This is a genomic window from Mycobacterium sp. AZCC_0083, from assembly GCF_014202335.1.
Classification (GTDB): domain Bacteria; phylum Actinomycetota; class Actinomycetes; order Mycobacteriales; family Mycobacteriaceae; genus Mycobacterium.
In genome coordinates, this window is the sequence record NZ_JACHGP010000029.1 from 54784 (window position 1) to 78974 (window position 24191).

The 24191-nt window shown below is 64.7% G+C and carries 23 protein-coding genes and 1 pseudogene; 20 read left to right on the forward strand and 4 right to left on the reverse strand.

Translation table 11 applies throughout. The annotated features are described in order from the left end of the window. The 4 genes from HNP02_RS40680 (at position 1) to HNP02_RS40695 (ending at position 3901) form a co-directional block, all read left to right on the forward strand. A complete protein-coding gene (locus tag HNP02_RS40680; RefSeq protein WP_184446466.1) occupies positions 1-1467 on the forward strand; it encodes an MCE family protein in 1467 nt (488 codons plus the stop codon). A 213-nt stretch (positions 1468-1680) separates the two neighbouring features. Continuing rightward, positions 1681-2184: a hypothetical protein gene (locus tag HNP02_RS40685; protein ID WP_184446468.1), complete on the forward strand. Its 504-nt coding sequence runs from the start codon at positions 1681-1683 to the stop codon at positions 2182-2184. Positions 2185-2781: 597 nt separating this feature from the next. After that, a complete protein-coding gene (locus tag HNP02_RS40690) occupies positions 2782-3231 on the forward strand; it encodes a mammalian cell entry protein (RefSeq protein ID WP_221318590.1) in 450 nt (149 codons plus the stop codon). A 34-nt stretch (positions 3232-3265) separates the two neighbouring features. Further along, positions 3266-3901, forward strand: a complete 636-nt coding sequence (locus HNP02_RS40695) for a hypothetical protein (protein ID WP_184446470.1) — start codon at positions 3266-3268, stop codon at positions 3899-3901. 73 nt (positions 3902-3974) lie between these two features. Here the strand turns inward: HNP02_RS40695 and HNP02_RS40700 are convergent. Both HNP02_RS40700 and HNP02_RS40705 read right to left on the reverse strand, forming a co-directional pair. Continuing rightward, positions 3975-5031 (reverse strand): annotated as a pseudogene (locus HNP02_RS40700) (LLM class flavin-dependent oxidoreductase). A gap of 114 nt (positions 5032-5145) precedes the next feature. Next, positions 5146-6141: a glutathione S-transferase C-terminal domain-containing protein gene (locus tag HNP02_RS40705; protein ID WP_309241879.1), complete on the reverse strand. Its 996-nt coding sequence runs from the start codon at positions 6139-6141 to the stop codon at positions 5146-5148. A gap of 926 nt (positions 6142-7067) precedes the next feature. Here HNP02_RS40705 and HNP02_RS40710 point away from each other — a divergent pair. Next, complete coding sequence (locus tag HNP02_RS40710) at positions 7068-7703, forward strand: TetR/AcrR family transcriptional regulator (RefSeq protein ID WP_184446474.1); 636 nt, start codon at positions 7068-7070, stop codon at positions 7701-7703. A 97-nt stretch (positions 7704-7800) separates the two neighbouring features. Here the strand turns inward: HNP02_RS40710 and HNP02_RS40715 are convergent, their stop codons facing one another. Then, a complete protein-coding gene (locus HNP02_RS40715) occupies positions 7801-8550 on the reverse strand; it encodes a carboxymuconolactone decarboxylase family protein (protein WP_184446476.1) in 750 nt (249 codons plus the stop codon). 244 nt (positions 8551-8794) lie between these two features. Next, positions 8795-9631, reverse strand: a complete 837-nt coding sequence (locus tag HNP02_RS40720; protein ID WP_184446478.1) for an MBL fold metallo-hydrolase — start codon at positions 9629-9631, stop codon at positions 8795-8797. 542 nt (positions 9632-10173) lie between these two features. On the opposite strand from HNP02_RS40720, the gene HNP02_RS40725 reads away from it, so the two are divergent. From HNP02_RS40725 to HNP02_RS43500, 15 genes are all read left to right on the forward strand, one after another. Further along, positions 10174-11460 carry an LLM class flavin-dependent oxidoreductase gene (locus HNP02_RS40725; RefSeq protein WP_184446480.1) on the forward strand — a complete coding sequence of 429 codons (1287 nt, stop codon included), beginning with the start codon at positions 10174-10176 and terminating at the stop codon, positions 11458-11460. Beyond that, entirely contained in the window at positions 11457-12299 is an 843-nt protein-coding gene (locus HNP02_RS40730) for an MBL fold metallo-hydrolase (RefSeq protein WP_184446481.1), read from the forward strand. The genes HNP02_RS40725 and HNP02_RS40730 overlap by 4 nt, the downstream gene beginning before the upstream one ends. Positions 12300-12381: 82 nt before the next feature. Then, a complete protein-coding gene (locus HNP02_RS40735; RefSeq protein ID WP_184446482.1) occupies positions 12382-13155 on the forward strand; it encodes an SDR family NAD(P)-dependent oxidoreductase in 774 nt (257 codons plus the stop codon). A 43-nt stretch (positions 13156-13198) separates the two neighbouring features. Continuing rightward, positions 13199-14047 (forward strand): mycofactocin-coupled SDR family oxidoreductase, encoded by an 849-nt coding sequence (locus HNP02_RS40740; RefSeq protein ID WP_184446483.1) that lies wholly within the window; start codon positions 13199-13201, stop codon positions 14045-14047. A gap of 82 nt (positions 14048-14129) precedes the next feature. Continuing rightward, positions 14130-15710: an NAD(P)/FAD-dependent oxidoreductase gene (locus HNP02_RS40745; RefSeq protein ID WP_184446484.1), complete on the forward strand. Its 1581-nt coding sequence runs from the start codon at positions 14130-14132 to the stop codon at positions 15708-15710. 70 nt (positions 15711-15780) lie between these two features. Further along, positions 15781-16293: a flavin reductase family protein gene (locus HNP02_RS40750; RefSeq protein WP_184446485.1), complete on the forward strand. Its 513-nt coding sequence runs from the start codon at positions 15781-15783 to the stop codon at positions 16291-16293. Continuing rightward, entirely contained in the window at positions 16293-17531 is a 1239-nt protein-coding gene (locus tag HNP02_RS40755; RefSeq protein ID WP_184446486.1) for a bifunctional 3,4-dihydroxy-2-butanone-4-phosphate synthase/GTP cyclohydrolase II, read from the forward strand. Before HNP02_RS40750 ends, HNP02_RS40755 begins: the two co-directional genes overlap by 1 nt. 91 nt (positions 17532-17622) lie before the next feature. Beyond that, the gene (locus HNP02_RS40760) at positions 17623-18489 is read left to right on the forward strand and encodes a mycofactocin-coupled SDR family oxidoreductase (protein ID WP_184446487.1); all 867 of its coding nucleotides are present in this window, start codon (positions 17623-17625) and stop codon (positions 18487-18489) included. 58 nt (positions 18490-18547) lie between these two features. Next, the gene (locus tag HNP02_RS40765) at positions 18548-19381 is read left to right on the forward strand and encodes an LLM class F420-dependent oxidoreductase (RefSeq protein ID WP_184446488.1); all 834 of its coding nucleotides are present in this window, start codon (positions 18548-18550) and stop codon (positions 19379-19381) included. A 98-nt stretch (positions 19382-19479) separates the two neighbouring features. Then, positions 19480-20898 (forward strand): aldehyde dehydrogenase family protein, encoded by a 1419-nt coding sequence (locus HNP02_RS40770; RefSeq protein ID WP_184446489.1) that lies wholly within the window; start codon positions 19480-19482, stop codon positions 20896-20898. Then, entirely contained in the window at positions 20895-21992 is a 1098-nt protein-coding gene (locus HNP02_RS43945; RefSeq protein ID WP_184446490.1) for an NAD(P)-dependent alcohol dehydrogenase, read from the forward strand. Before HNP02_RS40770 ends, HNP02_RS43945 begins: the two co-directional genes overlap by 4 nt. Beyond that, positions 21989-22765 (forward strand): enoyl-CoA hydratase/isomerase family protein, encoded by a 777-nt coding sequence (locus HNP02_RS40780; RefSeq protein ID WP_184446491.1) that lies wholly within the window; start codon positions 21989-21991, stop codon positions 22763-22765. Before HNP02_RS43945 ends, HNP02_RS40780 begins: the two co-directional genes overlap by 4 nt. A gap of 17 nt (positions 22766-22782) precedes the next feature. Further along, entirely contained in the window at positions 22783-23595 is an 813-nt protein-coding gene (locus HNP02_RS40785; RefSeq protein WP_184446492.1) for an enoyl-CoA hydratase/isomerase family protein, read from the forward strand. Positions 23596-23663: 68 nt separating this feature from the next. Further along, a complete protein-coding gene (locus HNP02_RS40790) occupies positions 23664-24068 on the forward strand; it encodes a nitroreductase family deazaflavin-dependent oxidoreductase (protein WP_184446505.1) in 405 nt (134 codons plus the stop codon). Between the two features lie 29 nt (positions 24069-24097). After that, on the forward strand, positions 24098-24191 hold a 94-nt coding region (locus tag HNP02_RS43500), incomplete at its 3' end, for a hypothetical protein (RefSeq protein WP_309241880.1).

Genomic DNA, 24191 nt, shown 5'->3' on the forward strand with positions numbered 1-24191 from the left:
ATGTACCTCAATAAGCGGGTCAGACGGCAACTGGCGCTCTTCAGCGCCGTGTCGGTGGTAGCGGTCGGCGTCATGGCGATTGGCTATCTGGATCTTCCCAACATGTGGTTCGGGGTCGGCCATTATCGAATCACCCTCCACCTGCCCGCGTCGGGCGGTCTGTACCGCAATGGCAACGTGACGTACCGCGGAGTCGAGGTCGGCCGCGTCGACGACGTCGTTCTGAGCCCCGCCGGAGTTGACGCCGTGCTTTCGTTGAACTCCGACACCAAGATTCCAGCAGACGTCGTCGGACAGGTGCACAGCCAAACGGCCGTCGGAGAGCAGTTCGTCGAGCTCGTCCCCCGTAGCGGTTCGGGGCCCTCGCTGAAGGACGGCGACGTCGTATCTGAGGATCGCACCACCCTGCCGCCCGACATCAACGCGATCCTCAGTGCGACAAACCGGGGACTGCAAGCCATCCCGCATGACGACCTCAAGACCGCGATCGACGAGTCCTACACCGCGGTAGGCGGATTGGGTCCCGAGATCTCGCGCATCGTGAACGGAACTACCACCCTCGCGGCGGACGCGCGGCACAACCTGGATGCGCTGACCACCGTGATCGACCAGTCCAAACCGATCCTGGACTCCCAGACCGAGACCTCGGGATCCATTCAGAGCTGGGCGGCCAACCTCGCCAACATCACCGGTCAGCTGAAGGCCCAGGACCCGGCGTTCAACGGGATTCTCGACAACGGGACAGCAGCGCTGGACGAGGGCCGCCAATTGTTGGACAGGTTGAAGCCAAGCCTGCCGGTCATGCTCGCCAATTTGGTCAGCCTCGAGCAAGTCGCGGTCACCTACCAGCCCGCACTTGAACAACTACTTGTCCTGCTTCCACCAGACGTGGAGATGCTGCAGGGATCCCAACTGGCCAACCGCAATACCAAGCAGGACTATAAGGGGCTCTATCTGTCGTTCAACCTGAACGCCAACCTGCCGCCGCCATGTACGACGGGATATCTCCCACCACAACAGATCCGGCCACCCAGTGAGGTCGACTACCCCGACCGGCCGGCAGGCGACATGTACTGCCGTGTGCCGCAGGATTCGCCGCTGGATGTACGAGGTGCGCGCAACCTGCCCTGTCTGACTCGACCGGGCAAGCGGGCACCCACGGTGAAGATGTGTGAAAGCGACGATACATACATCCCCCTCAACGATGGCTACAACTGGAAGGGGGACCCGAACGCAACCTTATCCGGGCAACCGGTCCCTCAGTTGCCGCCGAGCGGCTCCGGATCGGCCGGTGGCGCGCCCGACTCGCAGCCAGCTCCGCCACCGATCGCGGTGGCCCACTACGACCCCGCCACCGGCACGTATACGGGGCCGGACGGTAGGCAGTACACACAGACCGACCTGAGTGAAAACGGACAGCCCAAAGTATGGCAAGACCTGATGACGCCGCCGGCGCCGGCGCCATGACGGCGGCACGCAGAGCTGACGTCCAGGATGTCGTCTCGCCAGGGACATGTGTGGTCGCGTCAACACCTTGTAATAGTGCTGTTGTACAACAGCTTCAAGCCTTGTATGCGCCGTGGGCGTCGACTCCGTCTGCTGTCGGCAATGAAACCCGATAGATCCGAATCGCGCGTGAGACGCGTCCTGCCGCGATGGCGGGATGGAGCGGGTCGGCAGATGGCGACTCGTGGTACCGCGATCCGAAGCCTTCTTGCCGCGGCCGTGCTGATTCCCGCGGCGACACTCACCTCCATGCTGGGACAACCATTCGCGATCTCGGCCATCGCCAGCACATCAGCGATCATTCTGCATGCTCCACGGCGATACCATGAACGGCCCCAACGGATCCTGGCATGCTACGTAGCCGGGATCGCCATCTCCGTTCCGATCTCATTGGTGGGCGCGGGCGTTGGACTACCCGTGCTATTGGCTGCCGCCGTCGCCACGGTCATCATCGTCGCCACGCCGCCGGGGCGAGTGCATCCGCCGACGGCATGTATACCGCTGGCGATCACCCCGCACGCGATCCAACCACTCGCGCTGCTGGGGCGCTGGCTGTCATTCGGCGGATTGGCGGCGGCATGCCTGGCGTTACTGTGGCTGCTCACCGTTGAACCGCAGTCGCGCAGTCGTCGCAGCTCCATTGATCACCCGGAAAGACCATGCACCACAGGGACATAGTTGCGGACTTGACGTTTCGCCATCGGGCCGGAGCCAGGGATGACCAACAGTGCGCCATTGACGAGGTGCGGGAACGGATACCTGAAAGGCAGGCTACGAAATGATTAGCATCACTTGCACACGCAAGCAACGATATTGGTTCCACGACGTCCCTGGTCCTGTCGCTGGCCATCGCATGGGGTTTCGTGTACGGGGCGGTCCTGAGGTGGCCGTTGGGCTTGGCGGGGGATGGCCCGCTATTGGCCTATCTGGTGCGAGGGAATGGGTAGACGCGTGGTGAATCGACTTTCGAGGTGGGCTGGCGTCAAGGGCCAAGGGCGGGGGAGTGCGTCGGTTGCTGCTGAGCCGGTCGACAGTGATATCCAACCTGAATCGCCGACCGCATCGCCTAATGGCGGTGGAGACGGAGACGGCATAGCGGGAGACGGTATTGGGATCGCCGAGACCGCCTCGGGCAATGACCCGTCTCCTGACGCGCCGAACCCGACTGCGCCGGATGTCGACGACGCGAAGCCGACAGATTCCGTTGCCGAGGACTCAGGGCACACCACCGCGGCGATTACCGCCAATGGGCGTCGTTTGGCATGGCTTGCTTCGGTGTTGATTGTCGCGGTGTTGGGCGGGCTTGCGGGCTATCTGGGCTACCGCGGACATCAGATGCAGGCGACCGCTCACCAGCGTGAGGTCTTCTTGTCGGTGGGTCGTCAAGCGGCGATCAATCTGACGACGATCAGCTACACCGAGGCTGAGGCCGACGTCGCGCGGATCCTGGATTCGGCGACCGGGACCTTTCATGACGACTTCCAACAGCGGTCCCAGCCGTTCATCGATGTCGTCAAACGGGCGCAATCCACATCACAGGGCAGTGTGACGGCGGCCGGTTTGGCATCGGTCGACGGGGATCGGGCCCAAGTGATTGTTGCCGTGTCGGTGAAGACGGCCAATGCCGGTGTCCCCGAACGGCAACCGCGCGGTTGGCGCATGCGCTTGGACGTCGAGAAAGTCGGTGACACTGCAAAGGTGTCTGACGTGCAGTTCGTCCCGTGAGTAGCCACGTCGACACGAAAGGTAGGTCTGCGTGGTGAGCACAGCAGTCGGCGATGAGACATCTCAGGAAACGCCCGACGATGCGATCGTCGGTTCTAATGCCGACGACGCACACCCATCTGACGATACCGACGACCTACCGCCCGACGATGGTCGTAAGGGCGACGCAGGCTCCGGTGATCGGGGCCGACGTTGGGCGCGTGTGATCGCCTCCGGGCTGTTGCCCGCGGTGGCGTTCGCGCTCGCCGGTGGTGCTGGATACCTTAAATGGCAACATGATTCGGCCCGCGCCGCCGAAGCTGCGCAGAGCCAGTCGGTGGCCGCGGCCACCGACAGCAGCATCGCGTTGCTGTCCTACCAACCTGACACCGTCGGCAAGCAGCTGACGGCCGCCGCCGACCGACTCACCGGCGCCTTCCGCGACTCCTATGGCGCTCTGATCCGTGACGTCGTTATACCCGGAGCCCAACAGAAGCACATCTCGGCGGTGGCGACTGTGCCCGCGGCGGCGTCAATGTCGGCCAGTCCAAACCATGCCGTGGTGTTGGTGTTCGTCGACCAGTCCCTCATCGTCGGGACCGATGCGCCCACCAGCACCGCCTCCAGCGTGAAGGTGACCCTTGACAAGGTTGGCGCGCGATGGCTGATCTCAGACTTCGTGCCGGTGTAAACCCAACGGCCGGCGTCCCATGACCAACGCGACCCCTATCGCGGCGTTGAGCGACTCAACCGGGTGTCAACAGTCACACGGCCGAGGTCGGGGTTGAGCCAGTCAGGTCGCTGTCGTGGTTGAGCATGTCGCGGACCAGCGGAATGACTTCGTTGCCGTAGAGCTGGATGCAACGCATCATGTTCTGATGTGACAGCGGGCCGGCGCTGTACTTCATGTCGAATCGCGTCACACCGAGAGCCGTGACGGTCTCGGCGATCCGCCGTGCCACGGTCTGGGGTGAGCCGACGTACAAAGAGCCACGGGCGGTCTCGCGATCAAACTCCGAGCGCTGCATGGGCGGCCAGCCGCGGTCCCTTCCAACGCGATCCCGCATGACCTTGTAGGCGGTCCAGAACTCCTCGCGTGCCTGCTCGTCTGTTGCCGCCACATATCCGGGTGAATGCATCCCGACAGGTTGCGGCGGCCTCTCCAGTGCCTGGTAGGCACGGACATGCAGATCGATGTATGGCAGGAACCGCTTCGGATCACCGCCGATGATGGCAAGCATCAAGGGCAGGTCGTAGCGGGCAGCGCGGACCACGGATTCCGCGCTGCCGCCGACCCCAATCCATGTCCTGAGCGGCCCATGCTCGACGGGCGGGAAGACGTCTTGGTTGGTCAACGGAGGGCGCAATTGGCCCTGCCAGGTGATGGGCTGCTGCTTCAGTAGCGCGGCAAACAGATCGAGCTTCTCGTCGAACAGCTCTTCATACTGGTCGAGCGAAAAGCCGAAAAGGCGGAAAGGATTCGGTGAACGAGCCTCGGCCGAGAATGGCCTCGGCGCGTCCGTTCGATGCTGCGTCAAGTGTGGCAAAGCGTTCAAACACGCGAATGGGATCGTCCGAACTCAAGACGGTGGTGGCCGAACCCAGCCGGATTCGCTTGGTGCGCGATGCGATCGCCGCCAGCACGATTTCAGGTGCGGTAACGGCGAAATCCGCGCGATGATGTTCGCCGATCCCGATGAAGTCGACGCCCAGTTCGTCGGCCAGCGCCGCCTGATCGATGAGATTCCTGATCACGACGGCGTGCGGGAGCAGCGCACCGTCGACGTCGGCGGTGACGTCGCCAAAGGTGTGCAATCCCATGTCAAGATTAGTGGTCACGTGTCCGCATCGTCCTTTCCCAATCTTGAACGGCCCCCATGGGGGAGCGACTCGTAAGGCGACGCGGTCATTGAGCGGTCACCTGGGAGACGTGCATTAGCCGGCGTCGTGCCCGGCTGGGACTCGCTCACCCTCGGGCACCGGCCCGGGTGGCGTCCCCTCTCCGAATGGGCGACCCCCCAACGCCTCTCGGCCGTGTGGAATGTGCCAATTGTTGAGCTCGGGGCCTTTGGGCACGATCCGGGTCGGATTGATGTCGGCGTGCACTACGTAGTAGTGCTGCTTGATCTGTGCGAAGTCGATGGTGTCGCCGAAGCCTGGCGTCTGGAACAGATCGCGGGCGTATGCCCACAGCACCGCCATCTCCGACAGCTTGTGTCGGTTGCATTTGAAGTGGCCATGGTAAATGGAGTCGAAGCGGGCCAGCGTAGTGAACAGCCGGACATCGGCCTCGGTGATGGTGTCGCCAACGAGGTAGCGCTGATTCGCCAGTCGGTCGGATAGCCAGTCCAGCGCGGTGAACAGCCGGTCGTAGGCCGCCTCGTAGGCCAGCTGTGAACCGGCGAAACCGCACCGGTAGACACCGTCGTTGATGTCGACGTAGATGCGCCGGGCGATGTCGTCGATCTCATCGCGCAAGTGCTCGGGGTACAGCTGTGGTGCCTCGGCGCGGTGGTGGGCCTCCCACTCGGTGGACAGATCCAGCGTCATCTGCGCAAAGTCGTTGGTCACCACCATGCCGGTTGGTACTTCGACGATGGCTGGCACCGTGATGCCCTTCGGATAGTTCGGGATACGCGCGAAGTAAGCGTCCTGCAGCCGCGCGATCTTCAACACGGGGTCCACCCCGCCCGTGTCGAGGTCAAAGGTCCAACTGCGCTTGTCATGCGTGGGACCGCAGAACCCGATCGACAGCACTTCCTCCAGACCCAGCAGTCGGCGCACGATCATCGCGCGATTCGCCCACGGGCAGGCTCGCGCGACTATCAGCCGATAGCGGCCGGGTTCGACCGGGAACCCGTCGCGACCATCACTGGTGATGCGAGTGGTGATGTACTGCGTGTCACGATCAAACTCGCCGCCCGCCGACACATAGGCTTCGTCGTCCTGGCCTTCGAACCGCGTACCCCTTGGTGTTGCCTTGCGGTCGGAGACGATCGGTTTGCCATAAGTCAAGGTTCTGCTCCGCCGCTGATTTCGCGCGTTCCCATACCGTGGGTTCATGAGACGGGTGGTACCGCGACCTGATCGCGGTCGTCGTCGGTCTGTCGCGTGTCGCGGAACTCGACAGGTGTCAAACGGTGGCGGGTAAAGGTGAAGTGCCAGGCTCTGTGCGGCAGGTAAAGCCCGAACTCGATCGTAGAACCGTCATCGTCACTACGCCTCACGCACGCAGTAAGCGGCCGTCGACTGTCAACCGCCGACGCGCAGTGGTGAGTTCGACCGCCGGCCCGTCTCGCTAGCCGGCCGTCCGGGGTTTGCCGGCGAGCGGGTCTCATCGCGTCTCCCTACGGTTCGTCATCGCATATTCTCTGCATGCGCAAGCAAGCATATCGGTAGATCGGGCTCTCGACCAAGCAGCTGGCCAAGTACGCGGGCTCAGCGACCGTGAGATCACCACATCGGTCGCAGCAATGCCGACTCGCCACTTGCCTGACGGCGCGATACCTCAGGCGTCCTTGGACGGCGTACGGGACGAAGTGGTGTTGGGGGCGCCGCGCTGAGCGGCCGCACGAGCAGAAGGGGTGCGGTGCGCGGCGAACGTGCCGAAGCCCACGGCGGGTCCTCCTCAGCACGGCGACCGACCGCTCGCTCGAGTAGACTGAGCAGCGCCTCAAGCGCTCTCAAGTGCTTCCAGTCAGCCTCTCAAGCGCAACGGGTGTAGCGAACGAAGGTAAAGGAGGATCGCCTCATGTCCAGCATGAGTACGCCGTGTGAGCGGTGGACACGGCAGCGATGGGGCCGGTCAAGCGGCATCGCACGGCCTGTCCTCCGCGTGTGCGCGGGTAGGTGCACTCGTGTCTGAGCTCATCGTTGCCCCTCGCCCGGTCGCCGAGTCCCGCGGTTCGTGGCGCCACTACGAGCCTCTGGTGCTCGACAAGCCACTCACCGCAGCTCTGTCAACCTTCGTTGATTTCGGCTTCCACGGCGCCAAGATCCGCGACATCGCTCGTCGCGCCGAGCTCTCGGTACCGGGGCTCTACCACTACTACCCGAGCAAGCAGCAAATGCTCGCCGAACTGTTCAACCGCTCCATGACCGACCTGCTTCAACGTAGTCGTTCGGCACGAGCAGAGGGACGGGTCGCTGCTGAGCGCTTCGCTCTGCTCATCGAATGCCTTGTGCTGTACCACACCTACCGTCAACAGCTCGCGTCGTTGGGGTTGAGCGAAATGCGCGGCCTGGAGGAACCCGACCACGCCAGGATCGTCGCCTACCGCAACGAGCAACAGCGGATGCTCAACGAGGAGGCCCTTGAAGCGCGCCGACTCGGCATGTTCGCCACGCCTCGGCCGCTGGAAGGAGCGCGGGCCATCGCCACGATGTGTACGGCCATTACCCAGTGGTACAAAGCTGATGGTCTGCAGACCCCAGAGGAGATTGCGGCCGACTACGTGGACTTCGCACTCACCCTGATGAAGTTCGACAGCTAGGGACAGGACCACGGGTCCGCTGACTGCTCTGGAAGAACGGCAGGCACCGGATCCGCCAAAGCCACGTGCGCCGATCCATGCCGCGCCCGCTCACGCCTCACGCGCTGGGGGCCACACCATGTGCGATCGCCAAGCCGTCGCTCATCGAGCGCAGGCCCTGGCTGCCGAACAGCCGCAGTACGTCCATGATCTCGGTCAGAGACGCACCGCGGCTGCGGGCTCCCCGGAGGTGGATCAGCAGGCCGCGTTCGTACATGTGGGTGCACGAGGCGTCGATGCCCATATAGAGCAGCTCCATGAACTTGTGAGAGAGGATTCCGTTGTCCCACGGCCCCCGGGCGAAAATCAGGTAGGCCTCGAAGAACTCCTCGTCGAGCCGGAGGAGGCGGTCCCAGTGGTCGTTCCAGAAACCCCACGCAGCGATCCACCGCTCCTTGAGTGCGACCTGGGAGGCTGTGAGCTCACCGTCGAGCCCCGCCTCGGGTTCGAGCTCAATCAGCGCCGTCATCGCGATGCTGTGTGCGTGTCCGCCGAGCACCGCGACGGCCAGCAAGACCTCATCGAGCTCACGGATGGTTGCGCCGCTGCGCAGTGCACGCGCGGCGTGCGCCTGCATCATGGCCCCGTCTGCCGCCGTCGCGGCCGCGGCCGCGCCGAAGAGGATCAGGTCCCGGTCCTTGTCACTGAGCGCCCGGCAGGACATGACCGTCTTGGTGAACGCCGCGACCTGCTCGGCGTAACGGGGATCGGCGTCGAAGGCGTCGGCCCAAAGCCGACGGTCGGTACCGAGCGCCTCGCTCACCGCCCCGGCCGGATCGACGAGATGCGAGGTCGTCTGCGAACTCATTTGGGTCACCCTTCGTGGTCGTGTGCACCGTCGGTCGACTAGTGCTGGATCAGGCCGCCATCTGTGGCGATTGGAGGCCGAGTCGATGAAGCGGGCGCACCGCGAGTTCGGCTTCGCTTCGGAGATGCGCAGCATTGGGGTGTTCACGAACCGGGCAACAGCGCGTTGACCCGTACTCCCGACCTGCCCAGTGAGGCTACGGAATTCGTTCATGGACGCCGTCGTCATAATGTCGTTCCTCGTCTCAGGCGGGAAGCCGCTCGTAGCTCCACGATCCCCGAGATCGCTCAAGGCGCCCCCAGCGCAGCCCCGGAAAATGCGCGGCGGCAAAGGGTAAGCGCCGGTCGGCGACGATCTTTCGGATTCTGTCGAGTGCGGCCATTCCGGCGTCGTGGTCCACGTGATGGATGAAATCCCAATTCTCGCCACACAACTCGGCCTCCGTGTGCACGAGGTCGCCAAGCAGCATTCCCTGCTCTCCAGCGGAATCGAGCATGACGACCGTCGATCCCGGCGTATGCCCACTGGCCTCTATCGCGACGATCCCGGGCACTACCTCGTCGTCGCTCTCGAAGAATTCGAATCGGTCGACTGCGGGACCGAGTCGGTTACGCGCGGCGTCCTCGGCGGGATTGGAGCGGGACGACTCCCAAAGGGGTAGGACGTAGTCCGGCGAGTTGAAATAGTCCCAGTCGCGCCGATCGCATCGGTAGGTCGCCCGCGGAAAGAACGGCCGCCCGTGCTGGGTCGCCCATCCAATGTGGTCGAGGTGCAGGTGGCTGAAGATCACGTCGGTGACATCCGACGGTTGGGTGCCGGTGGCCAGCAGTGCGGACCGAAAGCCGCCGCCCAGCCAGGGGTAGACCGGATGTGACCCGATTCCGGCGTCTAGGACCACCGTCCGGTCGCCGCCGCGGATCAGGAAGCCTCCGACGGTGCTGAGGTAGTTGCCGGTGCACGGGTCGAGGAAGTGATCGTATGGGGCCCAAGCCCTGTCGTCCCGGTTCCGGTAGAGCAAGGACGGGTCGGAGGAGATCTCCCCGTCAACGAGAGGCCAGATCGTGAAGTCGCCGATCCTCATCGAGGCGTTCCTCGCCGGCATCTGCTGGTCGGCGGGAGCCAGTCGGACAGGCTCAGCAGATCAGACCCGTGTGTGGTGCACCGCCCATTCACCTCGAAGCGAGCATCGCTGCTGGCAAGCTGGCGCGAACCCCATCCGGATGCGACGACCTGCTGTGTCCAGCGGGCCTCGGTCCGCTCGGCCAATGGCAGGCGCCGCGTTGAGACCAGCACAATCAATCTCCTCTGATTGACCGACAGCGCGAATTAGCTGCGAAAGAACCCATCCCGAGCGATCGCTCGCTCGGCATTTACGCTTGCCGATGCTTCCATGTGTTCTGCAGTGTGTCAACGCTTGGGCAGGTCAGGCGCCCTGCCGCAGGGCGCGCTTGGGCGATCGAACCGCGGCAGTCGTGTTCCTCTCCGATTCGGACGTTGACAGCCCGATGTGAGCTCTGCCATACTTCCAACACCGACCGAGCGATCGCTCGGTCGGGGTCCGGCAGAGAGTGTCGGGCAGTGTTGGCCGACGACCACATAACGATCAATCGAGGGAGATTGAGCATGAAGCTCTCCGTCATGTATGAGCTCTTCACACCCCAGCCGATGGATAGGGACGCGGAGTACCGGATCATCCAGCAGACCCTCGATCAGATCGAGTTGGCGGACAAGCTGGGCTTTCGGGCCGCGTGGGCGGTTGAGCACCATTTCCTGGAGGAGTACGCGCACAGTTCGGCGCCGGAAGTCCTGCTCGCGGCCGCGAGCCAGCGCACGACTCGGATTCGCCTGGGACACGGCATCGTTAACACGGTGCCCGCAATCAACCACCCGTTCCGGGTGGCCGAGCGCATATCGACCCTCGATCATGTCTCGAAGGGACGCGTCGAGTTCGGGTCGGGCGAAGGCGCCTCAGCAGTAGAGATGGGCGGGTTCGGCGTTGACCCGGACGAGAAGAACGCGATGTGGGCTGAAGGGCTGGACTTCATCCTCAAGGCGATGACCGAGCGTCCGTTCGCGGGCTATTCCGGCCAATTCGTGTCGGCGCCAGTCCGCAACGTGGTTCCCAAGCCCTACCAGCAGCCGCACCCGCCGCTGTGGATGGCAACGTCGCGTCGGGAAAAGATCGTCGCTGCTGCGAGGAAGGGCATGGGTGCCCTGGGGTTCTACTTCGTGGACCCGCAGATCGCAGTTGAGTGGGTGCACCACTACTACGAGGTCTTCGAGCGGGAAGCGGTCGCCGTCGGCTTGGCCGCCAACCCGTCGATCGCGTTGAACATTGGCATGCACGCAGCGCCTACGCGCAAGCAGGCGGTAGAGCAGTACCAGGCTGCGTTCGACCTGTTCGGCTCGCAGACGGTTCACTACTACCGCGATGGCGAGCACGTTCCCGGGGTGACCAGCCCGACCGAGATCTTCGAGGCGCAAAAGGCAGCGAACGGTGCGCCAGTCCAGGTCGAGTGGAACGAGAAAGAGCCAGCCGGGATCGGCACCGTCGACAACATCATGGCGTTATGCGAGATCTACGAGGATGCGAGCCTGGACGAACTACTGATCATGCCGCAAATGGCGTCGAACATCTCTCACGAGGACGCGATGGCATCGCTGGAACTCATTGGGACACAGGTGATCCCGGAGCTGCATGGCCGGCACGAGGCTACCGAGCCCGCGCGGCAGAAGTGGAAGGCCGAGCTGGCCGAAAAGGCGGTCGCCCGTCGCACCGAGGCACCTCGCAAGGCGGACCCCGACTACCGAGTCAACCCGATCGCCACGGGAATCAGCGAGACCATCGCCGATCTTGCCGCCGGCCGAGAACGGCGCGTGAGGGACATCGTCGAGAGTGCCGATCGATGAAGATCGGCCACATCACCATCGAGGCGCTGATCGACGGCGAGACAGCGTATCCAGGTGAGTTCCTGTACACGAACAAAGAGCGCGAGGACTGGAAGGAACACGAGCAGTACCTCGACCCGTGCACGGGCAACTACGTCAACACCCTTGGCGGATTCCTGATCCGTTGCGGTGACCGAGTGATCGTCCTGGACACCGGGATCGGGTCTAAGCCCATCTACCCCTGGCTCGGCGGTGGCTTCCGCTCGTCCCTGCTGTCCAAGGGGGTCACCCCCGAGGACGTGACAGACGTGGTGTTCTCCCATCTCCATCTGGACCACATCGGCTGGGCCGCACAGCACGGAAAGCCATTCTTCTCGAACGCGACTTACCGCTGCGACAGACGTGATTGGGACTTCTTCGTCTCGCCCGACTACGACATCCCCGAGTGGGAGTCGACCACGTCGAACCCGGCGGAGGACTCCGCCGCGAACCGACTTGCGCCGGTGGCCTCACGCATGGAGTTCTTCGAGGGCGAGCAGGGCCTTTTCCCCGGCATCAGCACGCTTGAGTCGAGTGGGCACACCCCCGGCTCCACCGTCCTTCTCCTGGAGTCGGGGGGAGAGAAGGGGCTGCTCCTGGGTGACCTCGTGCACTCCGAGCCGGAGTTGTACGACGACAACTGGGACTTCGTGAACCACGTCGACCACGACGCCGGCAGAGCGTCCATCGAGAAGATCCGGAAATTGATCGTCGACGAGGTGATCCCCTTCGCCGCCGCGCATTTCACGGGTATGCGCTGGGGTCGTCTGACGCGCAACCGCGTCACCGATCCGCTTGGCTACGAGGCCCTGCCCGAGTAGCGACCATCGCCGTCCGAGGACGACGACCACGATCTCGGTCCGCTGCGGGCGGGCCGCCGCCGCCACCATCCGTGGCGGACGAGTGACCTTCTTTGGAAAGGGAACCATGGAACTTCAGGGACGTACTGCAGTGGTGACCGGTGGCGCCTCGGGTATCGGGGCGGCCACGGCTGCTCTGCTGGCCGAGAACGGAGTCCGGGCGGTGAAGTGGGACATCGAGTCTGGGGCCGACGTGCAGGTCGACGTGACAAGCGAGGAGTCAATCTCCAAGGCGATGCGGGAGACGATCTCCCGCTGGGGCACGCCGAGCCTGCTCGTCGGGTCCGCCGGTGTTGCCAGCGTGAGCCCGCTGCTGGACATCGCCGTCGACGATTGGGACAAGGTCTTCGAGGTCAACGTGAAGGGGATCCTGCTCTCGATTCAGGCAGTCGCCCGCGCCATGATCAGCGCCGGGCTCGACGGCGCGATGGTGGCGGTGTCGAGTATCAACGGCATCCTCTCGGACCGGCAGCTGGCGACCTACTCCGCGTCGAAGGCTGCCGTCTACCACCTGGCACGGGTGGCCGCGGTGGAGCTCGGTCCGCACAACATCCGGGTGAACGCAATCGGGCCGGGGCCGACTGACACCCCGCTGCTGTCCCCGGCGTTCACCGACGAGTTCGTCGCTGCCGTGCGCAAGAACACACCGTTGGGCCGGCTGGGTTCTCCTGAGCTCGTGGCCGACGGAATCGTCAACTTATTGCGCTCGGATTGGATCACTGGCCAGGCCGTCATGGTCGACGGCGGCGCATCGCTGATGTCGGCGCGGGGCGGCAGCCGCGAGTTCGGCCCGATCGCGGCCAAGCCGGGTCACTGAACGAGCGCCGAGCACAGGTTTGCGGAAGAGGAACGGGAGCATCATGACGACGAGTGGACAAGAACACGAGGGCGAGGTCGCTCTCGTCACCGGTGCCGCACGGGGGCAGGGGCGGTCGCATGCCCTCGCTCTGGCCAACGCCGGAGCGACCGTAGTGCTGGTCGACGCTCCCGAGCCGATCGCGACCACGCCGTATCCGCTATCAACGGCCGAGGACCTAGCCCAGACGGCCAAGGAGATCGTGGCCGAAGGAGGAAGCTGTTTGTCCTTCACTGCCGACGTCCGGTCGCACTCCCGGATGCGCGAGGTGGTGCGGGACACGGTCGCCGAGCTCGGTCGCCTCGACATGGTGCTGGCCAACGCGGGCGTCTACTCCGTCGGCACGGTCCACGACCTGACCGAGCAGCAGTGGCGCGAGGTCATCGATGTGAACCTGACCGGTGTCTTCAACACAATCCAGCCGAGTCTCGAACCGCTCGCCGCGGCTCCGCGCGGCCGGATCGTCGCGACGGCATCCGGGATGGGCCGGCGAGGCGGCGCCAACATCGCGCACTACGTCGCCTCGAAGTGGGGTGTGATCGGCCTGGTGAAGTCGGTGGCCATCGAGGTCGCGCCGTCGGGCATTACCTGCAACGCAGTGCTGCCGATGGTCGTCAATACGACGATGATCCAGAACGAGCCCACCTACCGGCTGTTTGCTCCCGACATCGAGGACCCCAGCGTCGAGGACGCGAAGCCGGGCTTCGGCTCCTCCAACCCAATGGGGGTCCCGTGGGTCGAGCCGTCGGACATCACGGACGCCGTCATGTTCTTGGTCTCCGAGAAGGCGCGCTACATCAGCGGCGAGGCCCTCAACGTCTCCGCCGGTGGGATGGCCTCAAATGCGACGTAACCGGGGTGAAAAGGCATCCAGCACAAGGCTTGCCGGGCCCGCCCGCGCAGAGCACGACCACGACAGGAGCCGGAGCTTCGCGATGAACGAGACTACGCACCGACCGTCGGCCGCGCACCCGAGGATAGCGATCATCGGGGCGGGCGTCAGCGGGCTCGCCCTCGGCGTGAAGCTGCTTCGCGCCGGCATTGGGGACTTCGACATCTTCGAGGCGGATAGCCGCCTCGGCGGGACCTGGTGGCAGAACCAGTACCCGGGCGCGGCAGTCGACGTCCACTCGATGCTCTACCAATTCTCCTTCGCCAATCACCATTGGCGGCGCACCCACGCGGTGCAACACGAACTCCTGGAGTACCTGGAGAACACCGCGAAGCGCTTCGGGGTCGACAAGCACATCCGGCTCAACACGAACGTCGAGTCGGTGCACTGGGACGAGCCCCACCACCAATGGCGCGTCTACACGGCCGACGATGAGTACACCTACTCGATCGTCGTCGCCGCCACCGGGTTCCTGAACAACCCCAACTGGCCGACCTGGCCCGGCCTTTCGGACTTCAAGGGCGTCAAGTTCCACACGTCGGAGTGGCGACCGGACACCGTGGACGTGACCGGCAAGAGGGTCGCAGTGGTCGGCGTCGGCTCGACGTCGGTGCAGATCGTCCCAGCCATTCAGCCCTTGGCCGAGCAGATCCTCGTGTTCCAGCGCGAGCCCGGTTGGGTGCTGCCCAAGGGTGCGCGCGACTTCAGCGACGAGGAGTTCGAGAAGTACCGAAGCCTGCTGCGGCGCAAGCTCGTGCGTTGGAAGATGACGATCGAGGCAGAGTGGCAGTTCGTCACCGGCCCGGTCTACGTCGCCGGCAACCGACGCAACCGCAAGGCCGAGCAGACCGCTAAGGATTACATCAACACGGTCTTCAAGGACCGCCCAGACCTGCGCGAGGCGCTCACCCCGAACTACCCGTTCTCGGGCAAGCGCCGGGTGCTCTCCGACGACTACTACGAGTCGCTGCTCGAAGACAATGTGAAGCTCATTCCGCGTGCGGTCACTCGGGTCACCGAAGCAGGGCCGGTGGACGCGGACGGCACTGAGTACCCGGTGGACGTACTTGTCATCGCCAGCGGCTTCAAAGCCTCGGCGTACCTCTCGCGGCTCGGAGTCTTCGGTACCGACGGCAGGGACATCCAGAAGGTGTGGAGCGACGGGGCCTTCGCTCTGGCCGGCATGACGGTTCCCGGCTTCCCGAACTTCTACATCATGTTCGGTCCCGGGACCAACGGCGCGGGGCAGATCAGCGTCAACTCGCTCGCCGAAAACCAGTCGACGTGGATCATCAACGACATCCGCCGGATGGAGCGCAACGGCTACACCGCGATCGAGACCCGCGCGTCCGTTACGGACCTATACAACCGCTGGCTGCAGAAGCGGCTTGAGCGCACGGCATGGGCCAAGGCGAACAACTACATGAAGGGTCCTTCCGGAAAGATCGTCACCCAGTTCCACGGTGGCGTCACCCTGTACTGGTTGCTGCTCAAGGTACTTCGCCCACTCGGCTCATTCGGGCGGCGACTGGCCAAGCCCCGTAGGCCCGCTGACTCCCCGGACGCGGCGAGTGAACCCATCTCTCTGAAACATGCCCGGCAGCGCGAGGTGCTCGCCGACTAACGGGGCACGAATCCCCTGAGGTCCATCGACGTCGAATGTGAATCACTGCACGAACACGAAGGAGCCGCAAATGACATGGCAAACGGGTCAGCCGGACGCGAACCTGGCGTCCGAGTTCCGTGAAGTGATGTCCAGCGTCGCCACGCCGGTGTCGGTTGTGACGACGATGGGTGGTGAGGACCAGCCATTCGGTACGACGGTAAGCGCATTCGCCTCACTGTCGATGACGCCGCCGATGGTCCTCGTCGCGCTCGACCAGGGTTCCGACCTCCTCGACCAGGTGCGCAGGAGCGGCGTGTTCGGGCTGAACGTGCTGGCCTCCGATCAGTCGGAGCTGGCCCTGGCCTTCGCCCGCAAGGGCGGCGCGAGCAAGTTCCGGGCGATCGAGTGGGAGTTGCACTCGGGACTGCCACGGCTGCCCGGCGCGGTCGGCTGGCTGGCCTGCATGGTCGACCGGCTTGTCGACGGCGGTGACCACGTCGTGGCGCTCGGGCACGTCCGTGTCGCCGAGACCGCCGAGGGTCATCCGTTGATCTACCACCGCCGCACGTTTGGCACGCGGCAATCGCTCGAGGTGGCGTGATGAACGCCAGGACGTCGACGAGGACGGTCGAGGAGGCGGTTGCCGCGCTACTGGCCGGCCGAATGATCGTCGTTGTCGACGACGCCGATCGGGAGAACGAAGGCGACCTCGTGCTGGCGGCCGAGACCGTCACCGAGGAGCAGATGGCCTTCCTGGTGCGCCACACGACCGGGATTATCTGTGTCCCCATGCCGTCCGAGCGCGTCGACGAGCTCAAGCTCCCACAGATGGTCGAGGACAACACCGACTCGCACGGCACCGCGTTCACGGTGAGCGTCGACCACATCGACGTCGGTACCGGCGTCAGCGCCCGGGACCGGGCGACGACGGTGCGGTCGCTGGCGAGCCCGGGCACCATGCCCGACGCTCTCCGGCGCCCAGGGCACATCTTTCCGCTGCGGGCCCGCGCGGGCGGGGTCCTCGAACGGCGCGGCCACACGGAGGCCGCCGTCGACCTGCTGCGCATGGCGGGCCTATCCGGCGTCGGGGTGATCGGCGAGATCGTCGACGACGACGGCTCTATGCGGCGCGGGGGTTCGTTGACCGAATTCGCGGCCGAGCATGACCTGCCCATCCTGCACATCGCCGACCTGGTGGCGTACCGCTCGCGGCAACACGAAGGTGTCGAGTTGGTCGCGTCGTCGTGGATGCCGACCACTGCCGGCACTTTCCGCGCACAGGTCTACCGGAGCCGTCGCGACGGCATCGAGCACCTGGCGCTCGTGATGGGAGACGTGGCGGCCGCCGGGCGGTCCGAAGCCGGGGCCTTGGTACGCGTGCACTCGGAATGCTTGACCGGGGACATCGTCGGATCGCTGCGCTGCGATTGCGGCGGTCAGTTGCAGCAGGCGATGCACGCCGTGGCCGTGGCCGGGGCCGGAGTGATCGTCTACTTGCGCGGGCACGAGGGCCGCGGGGTGGGCCTGGCGCACAAGATCCGCGCGTACGCATACCAGGAGGGTGGCCTCGACACGGTCGAGGCCAACTTGGTGCAAGGGCTGCCGAGCGACGCCCGTTCCTACGACGCCGCTGCGGCTGTTCTGGCCGACCTGGGTGTGATGCGGGCCCGACTCATCACGAACAACCCGATCAAACCCCTCGAGTTGGCGCGGCTCGGGGTCACGGTCGTCACTCGGGTCGCGTTGCCCGCCCTGCCAACCCCCGAAAACGTCCGATACCTGCGCACCAAGCGCGATCGGATGGGACACGACCTCGACCTCCCAGACGTCGGGACCTGACTGTTCGAACGACAGATCGTCCTGGCCGGGGCCTGGCGTGCTAGAGCCACGAGGCGCCGCACAAAGTAGCCGCACAAAGAGGAGCGACACGATGACCGAATCGGCGGGCGACCTGCAGGGCAAGGTGGCGATGGTGACCGGCGCCGCACGCGGGCAGGGCCGAGCCCACGCCACCACATTGGCCCGGCACGGCGCGGATGTGATTGCGGTGGACATTGCGACGCAGATCGACACGGTGCCTTACCCACTCGGGACAGAGGACGAGCTTGCCGAGACCGCGAAGGCCGTCGAGGAGATGGACCGCCGGGTGCTCACTGTCCAGGCAGACGTGCGCAGCCAGACGCAACTCGACGACACGGTGCGCCATGGCCTCGCGGAGTTCGGCCAGATCGACATCCTGGTGGCCAACGCCGGCATCTATGGCATCACCCCGTTCTGGGAGATCACGGATGCGGAGTGGGACAACATGATCGCCACCAACCTGTCCGGAGTGTGGCGCTCGGCCAAGGCGGTCACCCCGCACATGATCGAGCGCGGCAGTGGGTCGATCATCATGACCTCGTCGGTCGCCGGCCTGGAGCCGGGGGCGAACTACGCACACTACGTATCCGCCAAGCACGGTGTGCTCGGTCTCATGCGGACTGTCGCGCTGGAGTTGGCACCCAAGGGAATCCGGTGCAACGCCATTTGCCCAGGATCAGTGGACACCGGCATGACCAACTGGGCCGGCGTTTACAACATGTTGGCCGGCCACTCGAACGGCACCCGGGACGACCTGCTGTCCGGCGGGAAGTACTACCACGCGCTCAAGGGCACCGGGATGCTGCATCCGGACGTAATCGCCGACGCCGCAGCGTGGCTCGCATCCGATGCAGCCTCCGCGGTGACCGGAGTTGCCCTGCCCGTCGACGCGGGACACCTTCTGCTCACCGGCACGAACCCCGCCCCCGTGGACTGATGTCCCGACCACTTCCCCAATCGACACAAAGTTAATTTCAACAACAAGGAGTCGTACGATGAGGTTCGGCATTATCGCGAACGCGGACGCGGACGGAATCGCTCCGCAGGTACTTGGGCCAGCGCTAGAGGAGCGAGGGTTCGACTCGCTCTTCGTGCCTGAGCACTCCCACATCCCGGCGAGCCGGGAGACCCCTTACCTGTTGGGCGGGGAACTCCCAGACAGCTACTACCGGACCGTCGACCAGTTCGTCACCCTCGCGGCGGCGGCGGTGACCACCACCGATCTGGTACTCGGAACGGGTGTCACGCTGATGGTGCAGCGGGACACGATCCAGACGGCCAAGGAGGTCGCCAGCCTCGATGCTCTCTGCGGCGGCCGGCTGATCTTTGGAGTCGGGGTGGGCTGGAACATCGAGGAGATGCGCAACCACGGGACGGACCCGAAGACCCGGGGCAAGCGGCTCGACGAACAGCTCGAGGCGATGAAGCTGATTTGGACCCAGGAAAAAGCGGAATACCACGGACAGTTCGTGGACTTCGACCCCATCTACTCCTGGCCTAAGCCCGTCAGTGACCCGCACACGCCGATTTACATTGGCGGTGCTGCCAATTCGGCGACCTTGCGGCGGGTAGCGAAGCTCGGTGACGGCTGGATGCCGATCGCGGGGCCGGACCCCAAGGAGATCGGCCCGCAGCTTGACCGGTTCCGGGAGCTCGCGCCAGACCGCGCCCTCACGATCAACCTCCTCGAGTGGACCAACCCAGAGATCCTCGACGGATACGCCGAGGGTGGTGCAGAACGCGCCCTGCTCTTCGTCCCCTGGCACGAGGAAAGCGACATGCTCCGCTTGCTCGACTCCCTCGTACCGATGGTTGAGCAATACCGGTAGCTGAATTGCCCTGTCCCGCGGGACGGGGCACGATCTTTGAGCCGTAGAAGCGCACGCGGCGGACCGCCAAAACGACCAGAACGAAAGGAGAGCGGTAAATGCGGGAGTATCAACGGATATTCATCGATGGCTCGTGGATCGCATCGAAATCGGACCGCACGATCGAGGTGTTCAATCCCTCGACCGAAGAGCTGATCGCAAGAGTGGCCGATGGCACAGCGGCAGACGTGGATCTCGCTGTGGAGGCGGCACGCCGGGCATGGGGACCTTGGTCTGCACTCTCCGGCGAGGAACGTGTGGGGTACTTGCGTGCCCTGTTCCACCGCCTCGGCGAGCGTGAGGACGATTTCGTCACCACCATCGCAACCGACATCGGAGTCCCGCTCAAGATGGCTCGGCGCCTGCAGTTCGGTCTGCCGATGTCGATCCTGGAGGGATTCACCGATACGTCGGCCCTACCCGCGGATTATGAAATCGCCAACTCGCTCATCACCCATGAGCCGATTGGCGTCGTGGGCGCGATTACGCCGTGGAACTACCCACTGCACCAGACGATCGCCAAGCTAGCGCCCGCACTCGCTGCTGGGTGCACGATCGTGCTGAAGCCGAGCGAGATAACTCCGCTGACCATCCACTTGCTCGCCGAAGCCATTGAGGACATCGAGCTACCACCCGGCGTTGTCAACCTCATCAGCGGGACTGGCGAAGAGGTGGGTGCAGCCCTTGCCGGTCACCCCGATGTCGACATGATCTCGTTTACTGGGTCGACCCGCGCGGGCAGCCTGGTCGCGCAGTTGGCCGGCGGGGGAATCAAGCGGGTCGCACTGGAACTCGGCGGCAAGTCGCCCAACGTCATATTGCCCGACGTGACCGACCTCGAGCGGGTCGTGAAGTCGGGAGCGGGCAACTGTTATCTGAACTCGGGCCAGACATGCCTCGCCCTCACCCGGATGCTCGTCCACAAGAGCCAGTACTCCGACGCAGTCGAAATCGCCACGCAAACGGCGAACGGTTTCACACTCGGAGACCCCTTCGATCCAGGAACCAAGCTCGGGCCGATGACGTCTGCAGCGCACCGTGACCGGGTTCGGAACTACATCGAAGTCGGTATCGCGGAAGGCGCGCGGTTGGCCGCGGGCGGGGTGGACGCGCCAGCAGGCCTCGATCGCGGATTCTTCGTGCGTCCAACGGTTTTCGCCGATGTCGATCCCGCGATGCGGATCGCCCAGGAGGAGATCTTCGGCCCGGTGCTCTGCATCATGTCCTACGACGACGAGGAACACGCGATCGAGATCGCCAACGGCACGCAGTACGGGTTGACGGCCGGAGTTTGGTCGGCGGACGACGAGCGCGCGCTCCGTGTCGCCCGCCGTCTGCGTTCGGGGCAGGTCGATGTGAATGGCGGAGCCTTCAATCCCCGTGCGCCGTTCGGCGGTTACAAGCGCTCTGGCGTGGGTCGGGAGCTCGGGCCGGTCGGTGTTGAGGAGTTCATGGAAGTCAAGGCGATCCAGCGGTGAGGGTGCACGCGGCGGTAGCACGAGGTCCGCAGCTTCCGTTCGACCTCGTTGACGTCGAACTCGACGAGCCACGGCCCAACGAAGTACTCGTCAAGCTCACAGCTTCAGGCATCTGCCACACCGACCTGATCATTCGGGACGGGTGGTTTCCCACGCCCATGCCGGCGGTTCTGGGCCACGAAGGCGCGGGTGTCGTCGAGCGGGTCGGGGGGGACGTCACCGATGTCAGCGTGGGTGATCGCGTCGTGCTGACCTACTCCTCGTGTCATCAGTGCTCCAACTGCCTCGGCGGCGCACCTGCCTACTGCGCGGACTTCTGGGCACATAACTTCGCAGCAGCGCGACCGGACGGGAGTCACTCCATCAGGGAGCACGATGTTGAGATCGGCTCCAGCTTCTTCGGGCAGTCCTCGTTCGCTCAGTACGCGGTGGTTGATCACCGGGGCGTTATTCGCGTCGACGCCGAGGTGGACCTGCGACTTGTTGGCCCACTCGGATGCGGCATCCAAACTGGCGCAGGAGCCGTGCTGAATTCCCTGCGGCCCCAGGCGGGTACGTCGATCGCCGTGTTCGGTGCGGGTGCTGTCGGCTTGAGCGCGATCGCCGCGGCCAAACTCTCGGGATGCACGAAGATCATTGCGGTGGACCGAGTTCAGAAGCGTCTCGAACTTGCAGCCGAGCTGGGCGCGACTGACCTGATCCTGGGTGCGGACGTGGATGCCGCACGGACGGTCCGCAAGCTCACGAAGGGAGGCGTTGAGTTCGCTGTCGAGGCGACTGGCGTGCCGGAAGTGCTTCGCGTGGCGATGGATTCTCTGGCGCAACGGGGCACTTGTGGCCTCGTCGGTGCCGCGCCGTCGCGTGCCACGAGCACGCTGGATATGTCAACGCTTCTGTTCGGCCGCAAACTCGTCGGCATCGTCGAGGGTGACAGCGTGCCGTCGGTGTTCATCCCGCGTCTGCTGGACTTGCACGCGCAGGGTCACCTGCCGCTCGAGAAGATCGTGACACTCCACCCATTCGAAGAGATCAATGAGGCTGTTCGTCGAGCTGAGTCAGGCGAGCTCGTGAAGCCCGTTGTGGTGATGGCGTGAGCGACCACAGCATCGACGTCGACCGTGCTGCAGGGCATGTCACTGTCGTCACCCTCGAGCGGCCGCCCGCCAACTTCTTCTCGCTGGAGATGATTGAGGAACTCGCCGACACCCTGGAGGCCATCGGCGCTGATGGGACAACACGTGCCGTGGTCATCCGGGCCGCCGGGAAGCACTTCTGCGCGGGCGCGGACTTCACTGTGCTGGATGCGGATGGCGAGCGGCAGCTGATCGATGTCGAAGAGCTGTACCGACACGCTCTGCGTATCTTTGCGCAGCCTGTTCCGCTGGTTGCTTGTTTGCATGGAGCTGTCATCGGCGGCGGCCTGGGGCTTGCGTTGGCTGCTGACTTCAGGGTGGCAGCCAGTGACTCGCGGATAAGCGCTAACTTTGCCCGGCTCGGGATCCACCAGGGCTTCGGCCTCAGCGTCACCCTGCCGAGGACTGTCGGCTGGGCAGCTGCGACAAAGCTGCTGTACACCGGGCGGTCGCTCAACGGCGCGGAGGCGGCTGCGATGGGGTTGGTCGACCTGACGACCACTGCGGACAGCGTGGTGAGTTCCTCGTTAGCGCTGGCCGCCGACATCGCAAGTTCGGCGCCGCTGGCGGTTCGCTCGATCCGTCACACCATGCGCGACGCCCTGCTGGAGGAGGTGCGTGCGGCGATTTCGCGTGAGGTTCACGAGCAGCGTTTGTTGTTCGCCACAGCGGACTTCGGCGAAGGTGTCTGCGCGGCTCGTGAGCGTCGCCAGCCGGAGTTCATCGGTAGGTAGGAGGGCATGTGGCTAACGTGAACACGACTGAAAGTCCCGCAGCTAACGAGATCGACATGGTGGTCGCCGGTGCGGTGGCTACCGTCACGTTGAATCGGCCGGAGAAGCTGAACGCCGCGACTTCGTCCATGCTCGATCAACTTCCGAGTGTTCTGGGCCAGCTCGCTAAACGGCGCGACATCCGTGTCCTGGTGCTCACAGGCGCCGGAGATGCCTTTTGCGCTGGCGCAGACATCGGGAGCCGATCGACGCTGAGCGGACCAGCCGGGGTCGCGGAGCTGCGAACACGAGCTGACGCCGTCCGGATCCTTGCAGGCCTGCCGCAAATCACTGTGGCGGCAGTGAACGGGGCGTGCGCGGGGATGGGAACCGCCCTCGCGGCCGCCTGTGATTTGCGATTGTTGGCAAGGCGGTCTCGGGTCGCGACCGCCTACTTGCGGATCGGCGTCCCCGGTGATTTCGGAGGGCTCTATCACCTCAGCCGGATCATCGGCCGGTCGCGGGCGCTCGAGTGGTATGTCCGCCCGCGAAAGATCGACCCCGACGAAGCGTTCAGGACGGGCTTTGCCAATGTGGTCTTCGACGACGACACCTTTGCCGACGGTGTGGCCGAGTGGTGTGCGGACCTCGTCTCTCTGGCTCCATCGGCGTTGCGCGCGGTCAAGGCGAATCTCCTTGATCAGGACCGGCTTACGTTGGAGAAGTATCTGGACGAGGAGACAGAGCGCCACGTAGCGGTCCGCGCGTCTCCTGATGCGCGGGAAGCCGCAGCAGCCTTCCTCGCCAAGAGACCCGCTTCCGTCACGCCGAATGAAAGGGGAGAACGTTGATCGACGAACCGCAGGAGCCACCCACGGGCACCCAAGGCGACGACCCAACGGAGGTTGCCGACAGCCCGGTGGAGTGGATCAACGATCACATCCAGCAGTACGTGGAGACCGGCGGAGCCGAGGGGGCGGATTACCTCGGCTACCGGGCGCTTCTGCTGACCACTGTCGGGCGGCGATCCGGCGTGCGGCGGCGCACCGCCCTCTACTACGGCCAAGACGGCGACGACCACCTCGTGGTCGCTTCGCGGGGCGGCGACCCGAACCATCCGGCCTGGTACCTCAACCTCGATGCGAACCCCGAAGTCGAGGTGCAGGTCGACGGTGACGTCTTCACCGCTCGGGCCCGCACGGTCGAGGGCGCGGAGCGACCTCGGCTGTGGAAGCTGATGGTGGCGACCTTCCCCCGGTACGCCGAGTACCAGGAGAAGACGACGCGACAAATCCCGGTCGTGGTACTGCGTCGTGTCGTCTGACTTCAAGCAAGGGAGCAGAAAGAGGAACCGTGGCTGAACTGAAACTCGGATACAAGGCGTCGGCGGAGCAGTTCGCCCCACGCGAGCTCGTCGAACTGGCCGTGGCGGCCGAAGCGCACGGCA

Bases quoted from the DNA above. Each gene is read 5' to 3' on its own strand.
- HNP02_RS40680 (WP_184446466.1), top strand. From the start codon at position 1: ATGTACCTCAATAAGCGGGTCAGACGGCAACTGGCGCTCTTCAGCGCC.
- HNP02_RS40685 (WP_184446468.1), top strand. From the start codon at position 1,681: ATGGCGACTCGTGGTACCGCGATCCGAAGCCTTCTTGCCGCGGCCGTG.
- HNP02_RS40715 (WP_184446476.1), bottom strand. From the start codon at position 8,550: ATGAGTTCGCAGACGACCTCGCATCTCGTCGATCCGGCCGGGGCGGTG.
- HNP02_RS40720 (WP_184446478.1), bottom strand. From the start codon at position 9,631: ATGAGGATCGGCGACTTCACGATCTGGCCTCTCGTTGACGGGGAGATC.
- HNP02_RS40725 (WP_184446480.1), top strand. From the start codon at position 10,174: ATGAAGCTCTCCGTCATGTATGAGCTCTTCACACCCCAGCCGATGGAT.
- HNP02_RS40730 (WP_184446481.1), top strand. From the start codon at position 11,457: ATGAAGATCGGCCACATCACCATCGAGGCGCTGATCGACGGCGAGACA.
- HNP02_RS40740 (WP_184446483.1), top strand. From the start codon at position 13,199: ATGACGACGAGTGGACAAGAACACGAGGGCGAGGTCGCTCTCGTCACC.
- HNP02_RS40745 (WP_184446484.1), top strand. From the start codon at position 14,130: ATGAACGAGACTACGCACCGACCGTCGGCCGCGCACCCGAGGATAGCG.
- HNP02_RS40750 (WP_184446485.1), top strand. From the start codon at position 15,781: ATGACATGGCAAACGGGTCAGCCGGACGCGAACCTGGCGTCCGAGTTC.
- HNP02_RS40755 (WP_184446486.1), top strand. From the start codon at position 16,293: ATGAACGCCAGGACGTCGACGAGGACGGTCGAGGAGGCGGTTGCCGCG.
- HNP02_RS40760 (WP_184446487.1), top strand. From the start codon at position 17,623: ATGACCGAATCGGCGGGCGACCTGCAGGGCAAGGTGGCGATGGTGACC.
- HNP02_RS40765 (WP_184446488.1), top strand. From the start codon at position 18,548: ATGAGGTTCGGCATTATCGCGAACGCGGACGCGGACGGAATCGCTCCG.
- HNP02_RS40770 (WP_184446489.1), top strand. From the start codon at position 19,480: ATGCGGGAGTATCAACGGATATTCATCGATGGCTCGTGGATCGCATCG.